The sequence below is a fragment of the Flavobacterium caseinilyticum genome (assembly GCF_004349085.1).
In the GTDB taxonomy this organism is placed as follows: Bacteria; Bacteroidota; Bacteroidia; order Flavobacteriales; family Flavobacteriaceae; genus Flavobacterium; species Flavobacterium caseinilyticum.
In genome coordinates this window covers 35,855-54,938 of the sequence record NZ_SMFM01000006.1, presented here as the reverse complement: position 1 = coordinate 54,938, position 19,084 = coordinate 35,855, and the positions used below count along the sequence as shown (strand labels likewise).

At 37.8% G+C, this 19,084-nt stretch carries 11 protein-coding genes; 7 read left to right on the top strand and 4 right to left on the bottom strand.

Annotated elements, in window-relative coordinates:
* Positions 1 to 218 precede the first annotated feature (218 nt).
* Entirely contained in the window at positions 219 to 11,411 is an 11,193-nt protein-coding gene (locus tag E0F89_RS12400; RefSeq protein WP_131910100.1) for an immunoglobulin domain-containing protein, read from the top strand.
* Positions 11,412 to 11,560: 149 nt separating this feature from the next.
* The gene (locus E0F89_RS12395) at positions 11,561 to 11,770 is read left to right on the top strand and encodes a hypothetical protein (protein WP_131910099.1); all 210 of its coding nucleotides are present in this window, start codon (positions 11,561 to 11,563) and stop codon (positions 11,768 to 11,770) included.
* Positions 11,771 to 12,069: 299 nt separating this feature from the next.
* On the opposite strand, the gene E0F89_RS12390 is transcribed toward E0F89_RS12395, so the two are convergent.
* Positions 12,070 to 12,522: a DUF4442 domain-containing protein gene (locus E0F89_RS12390; RefSeq protein ID WP_131910098.1), complete on the bottom strand. Its 453-nt coding sequence runs from the start codon at positions 12,520 to 12,522 to the stop codon at positions 12,070 to 12,072.
* Between the two features lie 232 nt (positions 12,523 to 12,754).
* Between E0F89_RS12390 and E0F89_RS12385 the strand changes: the two genes are divergently transcribed.
* From E0F89_RS12385 to E0F89_RS12365, 5 genes are all read left to right on the top strand, one after another.
* On the top strand, positions 12,755 to 13,210 hold the full coding sequence (locus tag E0F89_RS12385) for a DUF4870 domain-containing protein (protein ID WP_131910097.1): 456 nt from the start codon (positions 12,755 to 12,757) through the stop codon (positions 13,208 to 13,210).
* Between the two features lie 201 nt (positions 13,211 to 13,411).
* Complete coding sequence (locus E0F89_RS12380; RefSeq protein ID WP_131910096.1) at positions 13,412 to 13,744, top strand: PadR family transcriptional regulator; 333 nt, start codon at positions 13,412 to 13,414, stop codon at positions 13,742 to 13,744.
* Positions 13,745 to 13,746: 2 nt separating this feature from the next.
* Positions 13,747 to 15,480 carry a PspC domain-containing protein gene (locus E0F89_RS12375; protein WP_131910095.1) on the top strand — a complete coding sequence of 578 codons (1,734 nt, stop codon included), beginning with the start codon at positions 13,747 to 13,749 and terminating at the stop codon, positions 15,478 to 15,480.
* Positions 15,481 to 15,482: 2 nt separating this feature from the next.
* Complete coding sequence (locus tag E0F89_RS12370) at positions 15,483 to 16,223, top strand: head GIN domain-containing protein (protein WP_131910094.1); 741 nt, start codon at positions 15,483 to 15,485, stop codon at positions 16,221 to 16,223.
* Positions 16,224 to 16,305: 82 nt separating this feature from the next.
* Positions 16,306 to 17,139, top strand: a complete 834-nt coding sequence (locus E0F89_RS12365) for a GIN domain-containing protein (RefSeq protein ID WP_131910093.1) — start codon at positions 16,306 to 16,308, stop codon at positions 17,137 to 17,139.
* A 130-nt stretch (positions 17,140 to 17,269) separates the two neighbouring features.
* Here E0F89_RS12365 and trxB read toward each other — a convergent pair whose 3' ends face one another.
* The 3 genes from trxB to E0F89_RS12350 form a co-directional block, all read right to left on the bottom strand.
* Entirely contained in the window at positions 17,270 to 18,217 is a 948-nt protein-coding gene (trxB, locus tag E0F89_RS12360) for a thioredoxin-disulfide reductase (RefSeq protein ID WP_131910092.1), read from the bottom strand.
* A gap of 199 nt (positions 18,218 to 18,416) precedes the next feature.
* A complete protein-coding gene (locus E0F89_RS12355; protein WP_131910091.1) occupies positions 18,417 to 18,662 on the bottom strand; it encodes a GIY-YIG nuclease family protein in 246 nt (81 codons plus the stop codon).
* A 113-nt stretch (positions 18,663 to 18,775) separates the two neighbouring features.
* A complete protein-coding gene (locus E0F89_RS12350) occupies positions 18,776 to 19,021 on the bottom strand; it encodes a GIY-YIG nuclease family protein (RefSeq protein WP_131910090.1) in 246 nt (81 codons plus the stop codon).
* Positions 19,022 to 19,084 lie beyond the last annotated feature (63 nt).

The following is a 19,084-nucleotide window of genomic DNA, read 5'->3' as shown; positions in this document are numbered from 1 at the left end:
AAAATACATCGATATAATTTAAATACTTAACTTTAAGCTAGATAAGCCCAAATCTACATTTCATATTAGAAATTAACTTTAAAATTAATTAAGCCGCCCCGCTTTTTTTACAGAAATGTTACATCTACAGTAAATACTATTTTACGTATGAATTAACCTAGTCCCCACTATGTAATTTTTAAAAAATATTAATTGTTTGATTCTAAATCGTAGGTGCCATGAAAAAAAAATACTTTATTATACTATTATTGTTTCTAAGTAGTCTTTATAGTTTTGGGCAGGATTGTGCTGAAAGAAACGTATCGGACGATATAATTTGTAGTGGACAAAGTGCGTCAATTATTTTGACTGGTAGTGTAAACTTGCAAGATTATCAGTTAAGAGTTGGCACTACTATTATTGCTACTAAAACAGGAACTGGAGCTGATGTTACTTTTAGTGTTAACCCATCTTCAACTACCACTTATAATATCATAGCAGTAGGATGTTCTTCCCCATATACTGATAACTCAATTGTTACTGTTAATCCAAATTTAGTTCCGGCTGTATCAATTGCCGCCAATACCGGAAACAGTATTTGTGCAGGAACTTCTGTGATCTTTACAGCAGCCCCTACAAATGGCGGTACAACTCCCTCTTATCAATGGTTCGTTGGTACCACTCCAGTTGGATCTAATAGCGCAACTTACACAACTTCCGCCTTAACCAATGGAAATCAGGTAAAAGTGGTTATGACTTCCAATGCGACTTGTGCCTTACCTACTACTGCAACAAGCAATGTATTTACCATGACTGTCAATACTCTGGTCGTTCCCACTGTTACTCTATCAGCTACTCAAACAACATTTTGTGTTGGAACTGCTGTTACATTTAATATCAATAATTTAAATAATGGAGGACTAAACCCAACCTATCAGTGGCGAGTAAACGGTAACCCCGTTGGAGTAAATAGCGCCTCTTTTACTTCAAACGCACTTTCAAACAACGATAACGTTACTGTAGATGTCACTTCTTCTGCCACATGCCCCTCACCTTCAATGGTAACTAGCAACGCTATTAAAGTAACAGTCAGTCCAGATGCTTCAATTAGTTTAACGTCTGGAGTCGGAAGCAATAATCAAACCTTATGCGCTAATTCACCACTTTCGCCTATTACATTTGCTATTAGCGGTGGAGGAACCGGAGCGGTCGTGACAGGTCTACCAGCAGGTTTAACAGGCAGTTTTAGTGGAGGTGTGGTAACAATTAGCGGCACACCCACAGCGAGTGGCTCTTTTACATACACAGTCACAACAACCGGTACCTGTGTCCAAACAACTGCAACGGGTGTTATAAAGGTCAATCCTGTTGCAGTAATTAGTTTAACATCAGGAGCAGGTTCTAATAATCAAACAAAATGTATTAACGTTGCGTTAAACACTATCACATTTGCCGTAAGCGGAGGAGGAACTGGCGCAACTGTAACAGGACTACCTGCAGGCTTAATTGGAACTTTTAGTGGAGGAACCTTTACCATAAGTGGAACACCAACAGCAATTGGATCTTTTCCCTATATTGTGACAACTACAGGCACCTGTACTCAGACTACAGCTACGGGAACAATTACGATAAATCCGGATGCAGTCATTAGCGTAATTTCAGGAGCTAGCACAAATAATCAGACCTTATGCGCCAATACTTCACTAACAAATATTAGCTATAGTATAAGTGGTGGTGGAACCGGAGCTACAGTATCAGGCCTTCCCTCTGGAGTGTCAGGAAGCTTTAGTGCAAGTACCTTCACAATTGCCGGAACTCCAACAGTTAGTGGAACTTTTCCTTATTCAGTGACAACCACAGGATCTTGTGTTCAAGTAACAGCAACTGGAAGCATTACAGTTAGTCCAGATGCAGTTATCACTTTAACTTCCGCCGCAGGTACAAATAATCAAACTAGATGCATTAATACAGTAATAAGTACTATTACATTTGCCGTAAGTGGAGGTGGAACTGGCGCAAATATAACAGGATTACCGGCAGGTTTAACAGGAGTATTTAATAGCGGTACATTTACAATAAGCGGTACACCCACAGCTAGCGGATCTTTTCCTTATACAATAACAACAACTGGCACTTGTGCCCAAAAAACAGCCACGGGAACCCTTATTGTTACTCCTAATGCAGCAATCAATTTAACATCTGGAGCAGTTACAAATGACCAAACAAAATGTATTAACGTTGCGATTACCAATATCACATTTGCAGTTAGCGGTGGAGGAACTGGAGCAACCGTAACGGGCTTACCTGCGGGAGTAACAGGTAGTTTTAGTGGCAACATTTATACAATAAATGGCGTACCCACAGCAAGCGGCTCTTTTCCCTATACGGTCACAACCACAGGCGCTTGTGTCCAAGCAACAGCAACTGGAACAATTACAGTAAGTCCAAATGCAGCAATCACTTTAACCTCAGGAGGTGGTTCAAATAATCTAACCAGGTGCATTAACACCGCAATTAGTACGATTACATTTGCCATTAGCGGTGGGGGAACTGGAGCAACCGTAACAGGATTACCAACCGGCGTAAATGGCATTTATAGTGGCGGAACATTTACTATAAACGGAACACCCACTGTTAGTGGCTCCTTTCCTTATACAGTGACAACGACAGGTTCTTGTAATCAGACTACAGCTACAGGAACGATCACTGTCAATCCTGCTGTAGTACCCTCTGTGACTATTACATCAACGTCTACTTCTATTTGTAATAGCGCTGGAACAAGCGTAACGTTTACGGCAACGCCAGTAAATGGTGGCACTAACCCAACATATCAATGGCAAAGAAATGGTGTAAATATAAATAGCGCAACCAATTCAACCTACACTACTACGTCACTTGCAAGCCCATCAACAATTACCGTTGTAATGACATCAAATATTGGTTGCGCATCTCCCGTTACAGTAACCAGCAATAGCATTATTATGACGGTGTATACAGCTCCACCGTCTGGATGGAATGGTAGTGCATCCATATCGATCTCCCCAAGTAAATCAATTTGTCCAACAGCAAATATTACACTTACAGCTCCGGCAGGCGCGACTGGTGTGCAGTATTACAATTGGATTTTACCTTCCGGATGGACAATTTTATCAGGAGATTTGACCAATACAATTACGGTCTCTGTGACAACTGCGGCCCAAACTGGTAATCAAGTTGTAACTGTACAGGCAGTTAATACTTGCGGAAATATTAGTGTTTCAACAGCTAGTAACGGTAGTAATGCAATAAACGTTAATTCGTTTACAGGGGTAACTGTTTCCTCTGCAACACAATCAGTTTGTTCGAATAGCGCTATTTCAGTTGTTGGAACATTAACAGGGAATGCAAATGCAGGAACGTGGTCAGCACCAAGCGGAAATTTTTCTAACATAATAACATCGGGAACTAATCCAATAATAGTGTCTGCAACTTACACCCCGGCTATCAGTGCCGGTAATGTAATTCTAACAATAAAAACAAATACTCCTACAGGATGTTCTACACTTGCTGGCACCGCAACAGTAAACGTCACGGTAAATCAGGCAGTAGTAATTACATCTCAGCCTATAGCTTCACAAACCGCTTGTTCAGGATCGAACGTAAGTATGAGTGCAGAAGCAACAGGCACAGGTTTGACTTATCAATGGAAAAAAGGGTCAACACCGTTAGTAAATGGTGGGAATATATCCGGTGCAACAAGCGCTACTTTAAATTTAACAAGCGTTTCAGTGGGTGATGCCGGTTCTTACAACGTTATAGTAAGCGGAGCGAGTTCCTGCACTTCTGTCGCCTCTTTGAATGCCATATTGAATGTGAACCAAGTTGTAGCGATCAGTGCTCACCCTGCTGTTTCGCAAACCCTATGTTCAGGAAATTCAGCCAGCTTTAATGTTACGGCCACTGGAACAGGATTAAACTACCAATGGAGAAAAGGAACAACCAACCTTGTAAACGCGGGTAGTATCAGTGGAGCAACCACTGCGACATTAGTTGTTAATCCGGTATCGCCTGGCGATGCGGCAGCCGATTATAATGTTGTGATAACAGGAAGTGCTCCTTGCACGCCCTTGACTTCCAATAATGCAGCTTTGGTGGTAAACCAAGTTGTTGCAATAACTGCCCAACCACTAACGACACAAACCTTATGTTCAGGAAGCACAGCTACTTTTAGTGTTAGCGCAACTGGCTCCGGATTAACCTACCAATGGAGAAAAGGCACTACTAACCTTAGCAATACAGGAAATATAACAGGAGTTACCACGGCTACATTAAATTTATCCAATTTAGCCACTTCGGATGCCGGAAGTTATAATGTCATTGTAAGCGGGGCGAGTCCTTGTGGTCCCGTAGCTTCTTCAACGGCTGCTTTAATAGTAAACCAAATAGTAGACATTGGAACTCAACCTGCAACATCACAAACCGTTTGTTCGGGAACAGCAGCAAGTTTTAATGTAGTAGCAACAGGAACTGGTTTAACGTATCAATGGAGAAAAGGTAGTACTAATTTAACTGATGGAGGTGCAATTTTAGGAGCTACAACAGCAACTTTAACGATAAATCCAGCAGTAAGTGGTGATGCTTCTTCGGATTACAACGTGATAATTACAGGAACTGCACCTTGTACCCCTTTGACTTCAAATAATGCAGCTTTGGTCGTGAACCAAGTTGTTGCAATAACTGCACAACCACCAACAACACAGACTTTATGTTCAGGTAGTACAGCAACATTTAGTGTGAGCGCGGCAGGAACAGGTTTAAATTATCAGTGGAAAAAAGGCGGAACCGATTTAGTAAATGGTAGCAATGTCTCTGGTGCAACAACATCTACTTTAACATTAGCTAATGTTACTTCGTCTGATGCTGCAAATTACACTGTAGTTGTCAGCGGAACAGCACCTTGCACGGCGGTTACATCAAATATATCGAGCCTTGTAGTAAACCAAATAGTAGCTGTAAATACTCAACCAGCACCAACACAAACCGTTTGTTCAGGAACATCAGCAAGTTTTAATGTAGTAGCGACAGGAACAGGTTTAACGTATCAATGGAGAAAAGGAACTACTAATTTAACTAATGGAGGTACTATTTCAGGTGCTACCACAGCCACTTTAACCATAAATCCAACAGTTAGCGGTGATGCGGCTTCTGATTACAACGTGGTAATTACAGGAACTGTACCATGCGCACCCTTGACTTCAAATAATGCAACATTGGTCATTAACCAAGCAGTCTCAATTATAACCCAACCTCCAGCAACCCAAACTTTATGTTCGGGAGGTACAGCCACTTTAAACGTAAATGCAACGGGTGCAGGCTTAATATATCAATGGAGAAAAGGCAGCACTAATTTGGTAAACGGAGCCAATATAGCTGGCGCGAACTCATCAACTTTAACGCTGTCTAATTTACAAACTACTGATACTGCCAATGATTATAATGTAGTAATTACGGGAACGGGTCCTTGTATTCCTTTAACATCAAACAATTCTATTTTGATTATAAACCGCTTAGTAACTATAAATACTCAGCCATCTAATGTAGGTGTTTGTGCTTCCAACCCTGCAACCTTTGGCGTAGTAGCTAGTGGAGACGGATTAACTTTTCAATGGTATAAAGGGATAATAGGTAGTGGAGTCGCTGTTGTAAATTCGGCTAATATAACTGGCGCTAATACTAATGTATTAAATTTCGCTCAAGCTGCTTTAACTGATGACGGCCCTTATTATGCAATTGTTAGCGGGATCTCACCTTGCGCAGCTATTACTTCTGACCAAGTAACGTTGAATATTGATCAATCCATTGCTATAACATCTCAGCCAATTTCAAAAACTGTTTGCGAAGACACGGCAAATGTTAGTTTCTCAGTAACAGCAGATGCTGGTGGCGATCCTTTGACATATCAATGGAGAAAAAACGGTGGTAATATCACTGGAGAAACTTCTGCTACTTACACTATCACAACAGCAGCTTTAAGTGATGCAGGTAATTATGATGTGATAATTTCTGGCTCTTCAGGTTATACTTGCACCTCTATACAGTCAACAGCAGTACTATTAACAATTAGTCCAAAACCAATAGGATCTGCCACTACTCAAACTATCTGTAGCGGATCTTCGACAAATGTGGCGCTAAACTCAACCGTTAGCGGCACAACATTTAGTTGGATTGCAGCAATTCAAACTAATCCAACGGGTGGAACAATTACTGGATTTAGCGATAGTTCGGGAAATACAATTGCCCAATCTTTAAACAATACAGGCACATCAGCAGGAACTATTCGCTATACAATTACTCCTACTGCAAACTTTTGTACAGGAATAACTTTTACAGTTGACGTAACAATTAATCCCGCTCCTGTAGGTTCTGCCATAGCTCAAACGATTTGCAGTGGTTCAACAACAAACGTAGCGTTAAACTCGGCAGTAACTGGCACAACGTATAGTTGGACAGCCGCCATTCAAACTTCTCCTACCGAAGGGACAATTACTGGATTTAGCAATGGTACCCAAAACACCATCGTTCAAACTTTAAACAATACGGGAACAACGGCAGGAATTATTCGATATACCGTAACTCCTACTTCAAATTCCTGTTTGGGATTACCATTTACAGTTGATGTTACCGTTAATCCTAATTCAACTATTGTATTATCATCTGGAGCAGGGTCAGACAATCCGACAAATTGCGTTAATACTGTACTTAATATCAGTTATGCTATTGGAGGCGGTGGGACTAACGCTTCCATTACAGCTGGCGCACTTCCAGCTGGTGTCACTGGTTCCTATAATTCTGGAACTAGAGTGTATACAATAAGCGGTACTCCATCTGTAGTTGGAACTTTTAATTATACGGTAACGACACAAGGACTTTGTAGTAACGCTTCTTTAAGCGGATCCATAACAGTAAATCCTGCTGCTCAAGTCAATCTACCTACTAATCAAGTTTTTTGTAACGGAAGTTCATCAACTGTACCTGCTTTTACAACCATAAACACTATCGGAACTACAACATATTCTTGGACTAATAATACTGCTTTAATCGGACTGGCCGCTACCGGAACTGGAAACATTCCTGTATTTACAGCCGCAAATACTGGAACTTCTCCAGTTGTAGCAACAATTGTGGTTACGCCAACTTTTAATAACGGAAGTGTTAATTGTGCCGGATCTTCTAAAACATTCACCATTACTATTGACCCTAATCCTAAAGGTGGAATCTTATCCTTTGGAGCAACAGGAAGAATCTTTTTATCTTGTATAGATCCCAATCCAAATGCTGCTGTTGTTGTTGTTAATCCAGTTAAACTGGATTTAACAGGTATCGTAGGTACAATAGTAAAATGGGAATATAGAACAAGTACCGCACCATCTTGGTCTGTAATTCCAGACGGTGCCGGAAATTTTACTGGTACTTCTCTCTCGGCCTCACAAATAAATAACTTAAAGATTACGGCATCTACAGTATTCAGGGTAGAGATAAGTAGTGGTGCTTGTTCACCAAACGTATATAGTGAAACTGCTATTATCAGTGTTATCCCAACTAATATTAAACCAAGTCCAGTTTCCGCAAACAAAAAGGTAATTTGTATCGGTGAAGGGGTTGAACTAAGCTCACAAACAGGTTATGGTGAATCTTTCGGACAATTTGAGGGAGGTGCTTTTGATAATTCATCCATAACTAATAAAGGCTGGAGAATAACAGATCAATTTGGAAATACTAATTTTAATTTCGAATCTTCTGCTGATAATAGAAATCCAGATAAGTGGTTAAGAACCAATCCGCATGATTTCGCTACGGCAAATTTAACCCCAACTTACGAAATCGTTGATAAAAGATGGGATACTTCCCTAAGCACCGCGGGCAATAAAGGTTTTGCTATTGTATCGGGGAATAACCCATCGACACTTGAAACAGCAGTATTTTCATTAGGTGCCTTGGACGAAGCCATTCTAACTTTTGATCAGGCTTACAACCTTACTCCTGGCGCAACTATTAAAGTAGAAATTTCAACAAATGGTGGAGTTTCCTATACCTCCGAACCTATATTATTCCAACAGTCTGGCATAGCAACTAGTGGAAATTACGATCGTTTTGGACAAGGAACACCTGGTATAAACCAGATGGAAATTGATTTAGGAGACTACATTGGCTATAGTAATTTAAGGGTTCGATTTAGCTATACTGGTAGTAGAGTTGGAGATATCTGGGCTTTAGATAACATCAAAGTACCTGAAGGCCCTAGAGATGTAAACTTGCAATGGACTGATACTACTGATCCTTCAAATCCTATAATTATTGGAACCACAAATAATGTAACCTGGACTCCAACAAAAATTGGTTGGAATATCTTTGTGGTAAAAACGTCATTGATTCTTGACAGTGCTGGTAATACATGTTCCAGCCCAGTAAATCAAGAAGAAGTAAGGGTTTTTGCCTTCGATAAATATACAACCACAACAGTAGCATCGGCAGTAGGCTGTGGAACTAATAGTGTACCTCTAAGTGCTGCCGTTGTTGGAGGAAAACAAGGTGCAATAACTTCTTACCCTACGCCGGATGGATACGTAGGCGAATGGAGTATTCAGGGGCCTGTGGGATTTGTTCTTTCTAATCCTGACCAAAGTGTTAACATAGATCCTAAAAATAATCCAAAAGCCATTTTCACAGCAGCAAATATAGGAGACTATACCATCAATTGGGTTTTAGTACCGATGTCAAAAGATGAAAATGGACAAATTATCCAAAATACCACTTGTATCCCTAATTACATTGGACCTAAATTAAGTATACAAGATTGTACCACCTTAGATTTCGACGGGGTTGATGACTATGTTGACCTTGGCACAGGATATACTGGAACCTATAGCATAGAGGCTTGGATAAGACCATACCCAAGACTAAAAGCAGACGGAACCTTTACAGATGCCTCAAAAGGTACAATTATCAGCACTAAAAATTTAGAAATAAATATGTCAGATCTTCCTTCATCAGTAGTACTAAATAAACGTTGGTACCATATTGCAGTAGATACTGACGGGAAATTATATGTGGACGGAATTAACGTAAATAAAACTATTTCCGCTAAAGGTACAGACCGAGCATTTATAGGTGCACGATGGACTCCTCCGAATACTGATAATCATTTCTCCGGCTGGATAGAAGAAGTTAGGATCTGGGATGGGAAAATTACAGAAGATCAGATAAGATTCACAATGAACCAACGTTTGCAAAATAATGCGAATATCGGCGTAGAAATTCCAATGCCCGCTCCAGGCTTCGGCTTTGGAACACTGAAGGGTTATTTTCAATTATTGATTGGAACAATAACAAATGGTGGCTATACACCGGATAATTCCACTATTCCTGTAAATGGAAAACTTCGTAATATGACCACTTGGCAGGAAAATACGGCACCATTACCATATACAAGCGCAAACGATGGAGATTGGAATGTTATGAGCACCTGGACTCAGCCAGTTGTTTGGGATTACCCGAATAGTGTAGGAATTGATGTTGCTAAGACACGCATTGATTGGAACATAGTAAAAATATCAAACAATATTAAGTCGGTAGAAGCTGGTGGAAAAGATGGAATTACACTTTTGGGATTGAAGTCAATTTCAGGTAAGTTAACAATGGCGGAACCAGCTCCCGCGCCTCAAAACGAAAGTAACAGTGGTCGCATGCTATGGATCACACATTATTTAAAACTGGACGGCAATATTGATTTAGTTGGAGAATCGCAACTATTGCAAAAACGTTATGGCTCTTATGATTCCGATTTCTACTTTTCCACTACCCAGGTTAATGAAAGTATTTTAGAGGAAGCCAGTTTGGGATACATTGAACGCGATCAGCAAGGCCAGCGTAACAGTTACAACTATAATTATTGGTCATCACCGGTAAGTATTCAAGGAGGCGCTAATAACGCACCATATTCAGTTATAGGAGTAGCAAAAGATGGCACAAATTCAGCAGCTCCGGGCCTAATCTCTTTCAATGATGGTGCCTATTTTGCTGATGGCGCGTTATCATCGCCGATAAAAACAAGCAACCGCTGGATTTGGTCTTATAACGATAAGGTTAAAAGTACCGAGCTACAAAATTATAATCAATGGAACTATCTTGGAAGCACTGGGTTTTTAAAAACAGGGGAAGGATTTACGATGAAAGGAACGGGAGGCACTGCCGCAACTAATGTGACGCAAAACTATGTTTTTATAGGAAAACCAAATAACGCTACAATTTCACTACCATTACCTTTAAACCAAATTTACCTAGTCGGAAACCCTTATCCATCAGCACTTGATGCAAACGAGTTTATAAGAAACAACCTGAAAGATTGTGCAGGCTGTACCGCAACACAAAATGTATTTAACGGGACGTTGTACTTTTGGGATCATTTTGGTGTTACTAACAATCATATACTGGCGCAATATACCGGAGGTTATGCTGCGTATAATTTATCCGGAGGGGTTCCTGGCATTGCAAATAGTGTATTAACCGTAAATAATAATTCCAGCGGATCAAGAAGTCCAAAACGATACATTCCTGTGGCACAAGGATTTTTTATTGATGCGCCACTTGGAACAGCGGTAGCTGCTCCTTTGTTGAATTTTAACAATAATCAACGTGCATTTAAAAGAGAAAGCCCCGAAAGTTCTGTATTTATGAAAAGTGTAGGAAACAAAAAAACTCAAATAATAGATGCAAGATCAAAAATCAGACTGGGATTTGACTCTTTTGTAGGTATACACAGGCAACTGCTGGTTACGGCTGATAGTAACACGACCTCGGGACCTGATATTGGTTACGATGCTCCTACGTTTGATATGCAAAAAAATGATATTTATTGGGAAATAAATAACAAAGCTTATGTGATTCAAGGAATTAATAATTTTAATGAGGATCAGGTCATCCCTTTAGGAATTACAATTGCTGATAAGGGACCAATTACTATAAAAATTGATGAGCTAGAAAATATAACAGAAAGCACCAAAATATTTTTATTCGATTCCGTAACGGCCAGATACCAGAACATAAGGGATGAAGCTTTCTCCATTTCATTAGATATCGGCGAATATAAGAATAGGTTTTACATACTGTTTTTAAATAAAACACTTGGTGTTGAAGAGTCGTTCTTGGACAAGGAAATTGACGTTTTGTATGCAAGAAATTATAAAACCCTGATTATCCAAAACAAAACTCCAGATACTACAGTGAATGATGTTTATCTGATTAATCTGTTAGGGCAGATTGTCGATAAGTGGGATGTTGAAGACAAAGATCAAAGACGAATTCAGATACCGATCAAAAATTTTGCTTCAGGTGTCTATATTGTGAAACTTAAAACTTCCGAAGGAGAAATGAGTACAAAAATAATCATCAAGTAAACTGGAAGTTTGCAGCAATAAAACTTGATTCAATTAAGTAAATATTAACCTGTAAATAAACAATTGATTTAAATTATTATTTATATTTGAATTGTAATTTTGGATTAATTCCAAAGCAAAAAAATAAAAACCATTTTAAATTTATAGATATGAAAAAGATTATAACATTTATCGCAATCGCATTTATGACAGTAAATCTTAGTGCGCAAGAAAGTAAAACTGTTACAAAAGAAAAAGCAAAAAAAGAATCTTGTTGCGCTAAAAAAGATTCTAATGCTAAAACGATGACTGCTGCTGAAGTGGCCAAGTGTAAAGCTAAATGCAAAGCGGAAGGAAAGACATGCAAAACAGCTTGCTAATTAAAGCTGATTTAAAATAAAAAGCTTTCAAACAGAAAAACGCCTCTAGATTTAGAAGCGTTTTTCTGTTTTTTATAGATAATGCGAATCAAGAGTTAAAAGTCTTTTCTTGTGCCTTTAGGCACTAAATATAGGTAGTAATTTAGGTTTGAAATTCGTTAGTGTGCCTTAAGTACGCAATAAAACGATAAATGTCGCGTACCTACGGCACGCTAAAATGGTTCCAATTCATGTTTCTACCAGGATTTAGTCCCTAACGCCACATTTCGTCCCTTGGTTCGAAATAGAACTATGGGTAATTATTTAATTCTTACACTCCATTCAAAATCCATTTCGGATACTTGAACTCCTTTTTCGTCCGTTCCTATAGACTTCATCCAGAATGTTTGTCCTTCTCCGGTAGCAATTGTTTGTTGAATAGCTTGTTCAATCAAATGACCATCCTTACAAGTAAAAGTAATTCTACCCGTAGCTTTTTTAGTGAAATTCCCTTTATTGTTAGCGACTAACATCGATATTTTTCTGCCGCTTTTTTGAATTTGAAACATTACCAAAGCTCCGGTAGAAAGCTCAGCAGCCATCGCCTGCACTGCAAAATACATGGAGTTAAACGGGTTTTGATTAATCCAACGGTGTTTTACTGATACTACACATTTGTTTTCATCAATCTCTTTTACACGTACACCACAGATAAATGCTGAAGGTAATTTGAATAACAGAAATTTATTAAGTTTTGAGGCTGTAAGTTTCATATGTAGTCCTATTTATTTAAACAAGAATACGGCAGTACTACTCCCCTTTTCTGTGGGAAATTGATTCATGGCGTATTCATTGTTGCTATGTTTTTTGCTAAAATACAAAAAAATACTATGCGTACATATTAAATTAATTTGTTAATTTTATGTTAATATTTGGTACTATGCGAAACAAGATACTGTCTTTTAGCCATATATTTGCATAAGAAATTACTATATACTTTTAATCATGGAAACAACAACCGAAAAAAACATCGCTACATTTACTCATTTGAGTGCATTGACTCAATATTTCATTCCCTTTGGAAATTATATTTTTCCAATACTATTTTGGACTTCAAAAAAGGAAAGTTCAGAATTTGTGGATCACCATGGAAAACAGGTACTTAATTTTCAGTTAAGTTTATTACTGTATTCTTTAGTGCTCATCCTAATTGCAGTTCCAATATTTTTAATTACTCTCTTTAATAATATTCCGTTGGAAGCTGTAGTAAATAATCACGATTTTACTTTTAGAAATTTTAATTTCGACGGAAACATCGGATTGCTGACAATTGGTTTGGTTTCGGTCTTAATTTTTGGTCTTTTGAAAGTGGCTGAATTCTTTTTAATCATCTACGCTTCCATCAAAACATCAAATGGAGAAAAATACAAATATCCAATAACGATTCCTTTCATTAATTAGGAAAATTAAAACGGATTAAAAGAGAATAGACGTAATAAATAAAATGAACCCAATAGCCCTGATTGCAATGGAAATCCTTTTTTATTTTTTCTTTAAAAATAAAAAAGATTGAAATGGAAAGCAGGAATAAGCTCCAAAAAAAATCAATCATCAATCAAAAAATGAACCGTTTAATCAACACAAAATCAAAAAAAAGAAATTATGAATATTGAAAACACAAAAGCACAGATGCGTAAAGGTGTTCTCGAGTTTTGCATCTTATCCGTTTTAAAAGAGAAAGATGCATACACATCGGAAATATTGGACACATTGAAAAACGCTAAATTATTAGTGGTGGAGGGAACTATTTACCCGCTGCTAACCCGATTGAAAAATGATGGATTGCTCAACTATCGTTGGGAAGAATCCACATCAGGGCCACCGCGAAAATACTATGGTCTAACTGAAATAGGACAAACATTTTTAACAGAACTTAGTAGCACCTGGACTGAACTATCCGATGCCGTAAACCTTATAACCAACCAAAAAAATTAGTCATGAACAAAACTGTAAATATTAACTTAGGCGGGATGTTCTTTCATATAGATGAAGATGCATACCAAAAATTAACACGCTATTTTGATGCGATAAAACGTTCCTTATCGAATTCATCAGGCCATGATGAAATCATAAAAGATATCGAAATGCGCGTTTCGGAACTATTGAACGAAAAGCAAAAAAGTGACAAACATGTTGTTGGTTTAACAGATGTGGACGAGGTGATTGCCGTAATGGGCCAGCCGGAAGATTACATTATTGAAGACGACTTGAAAGTTTCTCCGTACTATAGTGAAACAAACACTCGAAGAACGAAAAAGCTGTATCGTGATAAAGAAAAAGGAATGATTGGCGGAGTTGCTTCCGGTTTGGGTCATTATTTTGGAATTGATGCAGTATGGATCCGAATTGTTCTAATACTTTTAGTTTTTGCTGGTTTTGGAACTGGAATCGTAGCGTACATTATTCTTTGGGTTGTAACTCCGGAAGCTGTTACGACTTCAGAAAAACTTGAAATGACGGGAGAGCCTGTTACAATTTCAAACATCGAAAAAAAAGTACGTGAAGAATTTGAAAGTGTTTCCGGTAAACTGAAAGATGTTGATTACGATAAATACGGCAATCAAATAAAAACCGGTGCCACCAAATTAGGCAGTTCACTTGGCGATTTGATCATGACCGTTTTTAAGGTTTTCGCGAAGTTTTTGGGTATTATTTTAATCATTACAGGTATAGGGACTTTAATCTCTTTATTGATTGCCGTTTTCACCTTAGGTTCTTCTGATTTTATCGATGTCCCATGGAGAAGTTTCATTGAAGCAGGAAACTTTACGGATTATCCTATCTGGTCTTTTGGATTATTAATGTTCTTTGCAGTTGGAATTCCTTTCTTTTTCCTGACACTTTTAGGGTTCAAATTATTGTCTCCTAAAATGAAATCCATTGGAAACATTGCTAAATACACGTTATTGGCACTTTGGATAATTGCAATTGCAATACTAATTTCTATTGGAATAAAGCAAGCATCTGAAGTGGCTTACGAAGGAAAAACTGTACAAAAAGAAATAATTAACATGATGCCGACTGACACTTTGTTTGTAAAATTCAGGTTCAACGATTATTATACTAAGGATATTGACAACAACGAAAACTTCAAATTTGTGCAAGATTCAGCAAATGCTCAGTTGATTTATTCTAATAATGTGCGTTTTCAAATTTTGAATACAGATGAAAAAGTCCCATTTATTCAGATTGAGAAAATGGCAAGGGGAAAATCATTTCAAGATGCGAAACAACGAGCCGAAAAAATAAAATATGCTGTTAAAATTGAAGGAAATCAGCTGATTTTAGACAACTATTTATTGACTGAAGTGACTAATAAATTCCGCGATCAGGAAGTGGAAGTGTTTTTATATTTACCTGAAGGAACTTTATTAAAACCAGATTCTTCCCTTCAGAATTATGACAGATCAGACGATACGTTCTTCAATTTACATTACAGCTCAGATAATTACATCTATAAAGTTACAAATTCTCAGATAAAATGTTTAAATTGTCCTACGGAAGAAAATGAGTTTAATGATGTTGACAATGACTCAGAAGCAGACACCTCCGATGTAACAGTTACAATCAATAACCAAGGAGTTTCAGTGGAAAAAGACACCGTAAAATCAAATACTAAAAATAGAGGATTAAAGAAAAATAAAGACGGAATAATCATTAAAACAAATTAGTCATGTTACGAATCATCGCATTAATAACAAAATTTATTCTGGTTGCCTTAACTGCTTTATTGTTTGGATCGTGTAACCATTTCATTAACTTAAATGCAATAGAAGGAAGTGGAAATGTCACGACAGAGAATAGAATTGTTGAGGGCGAATTCGTAAACGTGGAAGTCAGTAATGCTATTGACCTCATTATTGAGCAAGCGGATCGAAGCGAAATTAGTGTTGAAGCGGATGATAATTTACAAAAGCATATCAGTACTAAAGTAAAAAATGGCACTCTTATTATTTCTTGTGATAAAAATTCTTTTATTAATACAAGATCGAAAAAAGTAACGGTGAAAATGCCAAATATCAGCCAACTTGAGGCAACAAGCGGCGCTACAATTATAAGTAAAAATATACTAAAAGGTGAAAACATCAAATTGAATAGTTCCAGCGCAGCATCAATTGATGTAAAAGTTGAAGCAGATAAAATAACCTGCGATACTAGCAGTGGCAGTAGTATAACAGTTAATGGGATAGCGCTGAAAATGAGGACCACCGCCTCAAGTGGAAGCAAAATTGACTCTCAAAATTTACAAGCCAATGAGGTAACTGCAGCTGTTTCAAGTGGTGCGTCGATTAGTGTACATCCTATCGTGAGTTTAAAAGCTGAAGCCTCAAGCGGCGGTTCTATCAATTACGATATAATCCCAAAATCAGTTCAGAAGAAAATAAGTTCCGGAGGCAGTATCGGCAAAGAATAATTTCTATTTTAATTGTATTTAAAAAATCATCCATTTCCAATGGATGATTTTTTATATTTGTAAGGATCCTAAATTATATGAAATGAAAAAATATATCATAGTACTTTTCGTTGTTTTATCAGCTACCTTGACATTTGCACAAAAAAAGGAAAAAATAAAAGGTTCAAAAACGGTAACTATAGAAGAGCGACAAGTTGGCTCATTTGAAGCCTTAGTGGTTGAAGACAATCTCGAAGTTCGTCTGGAAAGAGGAGAACAAGCGGAACTTAAAATTGAGGCTGATGACAACCTGCATGACATTGTTTCTTTTGATTTATCTGATAAAATATTGCGTATCTATGCCACAAAGCAGGCGACAAATTATAAAAAATTGACTGTGCGAGTGACTTACACCAACGACTTAAATCTAATCACCTCCAAAGATGAATCAACTGTCACTGCTACACAGCAACTTCTCCTGGACGCAATAACTATTAAAGTTCGTGATAATTCTAAACAATTTTTGAATGTTGTTTCAAAAAATTTTATTTTACAATCTGATGATAAATCAAAAACAGAACTGAATTTAAAATCAGAAATTGCAACATTTGAGATGAGCAAAAATGCCTCATTGAAAGCACTTGCTATTGTTACCGAATTAAAAGTAGATATGTATCAAAAATCTACGGCCACTATTGAAGGAGAAGCAACTTCTGCCATTATACGTTTAGAGAATAACTCCGATTTTACGGGGAATAAATTCGCTGTAGAAAATGTGGATATAACCACCGAAAGTAATTCTAGTGGCAGTGTAAATGCATTGAAAATAGTTATTATTGACGCAGCCGAGAAATCAGAAATTCAACTTGTGGGAGCGGCAAAAATTGAACTCAGAAAATTTATTGATGAAGCTAAGCTGATAAAAAAACTGAAATAGAAAGCTCCTTCCTCCCCCAACCCCTCCGAAGGAGGGGAGAAAAATTGGAATGATACTATTCTTAACCAACAAAAAGTCCCATTTGCTTAGGCAAAATGGGACTTTTTAATTTTGAATTTTCTAATTAAGATTATTCTTTAGCAGCCAAATATCTTTCGGCATCAAGAGCAGCCATACAACCGGTTCCGGCAGCAGTAATCGCCTGACGATATACATGATCCGCGGCATCACCAGCTACAAAAACACCACTAACATTGGTTTTTGCAGTTCCTGGAATATTGATAATATAACCTGTTTCGTCTACTGTGATATAATCTTTGAAAATATCCGTGTTAGGTTTATGACCAATGGCTACGAAGAAACCAGTTGAAGGAATATCAAAAACTTCATTCGTAGTTTTGTTTAAAGCCCTCACTCCAGTGACTACTTGTTCATCACCCAACACTTCAACAGTATCGTGATTCATCAATATCGTTATGTTTTCTGTTTTACGAACGCGCTCCTCCATGATTTTTGAGGCACGGAATTTTTCACTACGCACTAACATGGTTACTTTTTTACAAAGTTTAGAAAGATAATGTGCTTCTTCACAAGCTGAATCTCCTGCTCCTACGATCACCACTTCCTGGTTTCTATAGAAAAAACCATCACAAACAGCACAGGCAGAAACCCCTCCACCCATTTGCAAATAATGTTGTTCTGACGGCAAACCTAAGTATTTAGCCGTTGCTCCAGTTGAAATTATTACAGTTTCGCAGTGCAATTCTTTTGTATCATTGATCCAAACTTTATGAATTTCTCCTGAAAAATCTACTTTTGTTGCCCAACCATCGCGGACATCAGTTCCAAAGCGTTGTGCTTGTGCCTGTAACCCAACCATCATTTCCGGACCGGTGATTCCTTCAGGATTTCCAGGCCAGTTTTCTACTTCGTTAGTTGTTGTCAGCTGGCCTCCAGGCTGCATTCCTTGGTATAAGATAGGATTCATATTTGCTCTGGCGGCATAAATTGCTGCAGTATATCCTGCTGGACCAGAACCTATAATAAGACATTTAATTTTTTCGATCGTATCAGCCATATTGATGTTTCTTTTGAATTTAACATTGCAAAAATAGGATATTATTGCTGGAATACTGGACTAGAAGTATCAGTTTTAATTATTCTGAAATAAAAAATACCTTATGTGAGAACAGAAAGGATCAATTTGTCGGGGTGGCAGGATTCGAACCTGCGGCCTTCCCGCCTATGCGGGACGCTACATCCGAACTAGCATACATTTATTTAAGGATATCAAGATCTTCTAAATATCTTTTTGCTCCTCTTTTTTTTATTTTATTTTCTAAAATCATAGCCTCTGAGCGTGTTGAAAGTTCAACCTGATAAATCAAACACCATGGCATTCCAGATTTTGTAGACAAACTAAAGCCAGAATTATGTCGGTATAATCTGTTAGCCAAGTCATTAGTTTGACCTGTATAAAATTTAAAAGAAATTTTACTCTGGATTATATAGACAATGTACATTGCTGTAAAATAGAAAAAGCCGAACAATTTTGTTCGGCTTTTGTCGGGGTGGCAGGATTCGAACCTGCGGCCTTCCCGCCTATGCGGGACGCGACATCCGAACTACCATACATTTATGTAAGGATATCAAGATTATCTAAATATCTTTTCGCTCCTCTTTTTTTTATTTTATTTTCTAAAATCATAGCCTCTGAGCGTGTTGAAAGTTCAACCTGATAAATCAAACACCATGGCATTCCAGATTTTGTAGACAAACTAAAGCCAGAATTATGTCGGTATAATCTATCGGCAAGGTCATTTGTTTGACCCGTGTAGTATTTAAAAGAAGTTTCACTCTGAATTATGTAGACAATGTACATAGCTGTGAAATAAAAAAAGCCGAACATATTGTTCTGCTTTTGTCGGGGTGGCAGGATTCGAAT

Coding starts and splice junctions, on each gene's coding strand:
- E0F89_RS12380 (WP_131910096.1), top strand. CDS start 13,412: ATGAATATTGAAAACACAAAAGCACAGATGCGTAAAGGTGTTCTCGAG.
- E0F89_RS12400 (WP_131910100.1), top strand. CDS start 219: ATGAAAAAAAAATACTTTATTATACTATTATTGTTTCTAAGTAGTCTT.
- E0F89_RS12385 (WP_131910097.1), top strand. CDS start 12,755: ATGGAAACAACAACCGAAAAAAACATCGCTACATTTACTCATTTGAGT.
- E0F89_RS12355 (WP_131910091.1), bottom strand. CDS start 18,662: ATGTACATTGTCTATATAATCCAGAGTAAAATTTCTTTTAAATTTTAT.
- E0F89_RS12350 (WP_131910090.1), bottom strand. CDS start 19,021: ATGTACATTGTCTACATAATTCAGAGTGAAACTTCTTTTAAATACTAC.
- E0F89_RS12365 (WP_131910093.1), top strand. CDS start 16,306: ATGAAAAAATATATCATAGTACTTTTCGTTGTTTTATCAGCTACCTTG.
- E0F89_RS12390 (WP_131910098.1), bottom strand. CDS start 12,522: ATGAAACTTACAGCCTCAAAACTTAATAAATTTCTGTTATTCAAATTA.
- trxB (WP_131910092.1), bottom strand. CDS start 18,217: ATGGCTGATACGATCGAAAAAATTAAATGTCTTATTATAGGTTCTGGT.
- E0F89_RS12395 (WP_131910099.1), top strand. CDS start 11,561: ATGAAAAAGATTATAACATTTATCGCAATCGCATTTATGACAGTAAAT.
- E0F89_RS12370 (WP_131910094.1), top strand. CDS start 15,483: ATGTTACGAATCATCGCATTAATAACAAAATTTATTCTGGTTGCCTTA.
- E0F89_RS12375 (WP_131910095.1), top strand. CDS start 13,747: ATGAACAAAACTGTAAATATTAACTTAGGCGGGATGTTCTTTCATATA.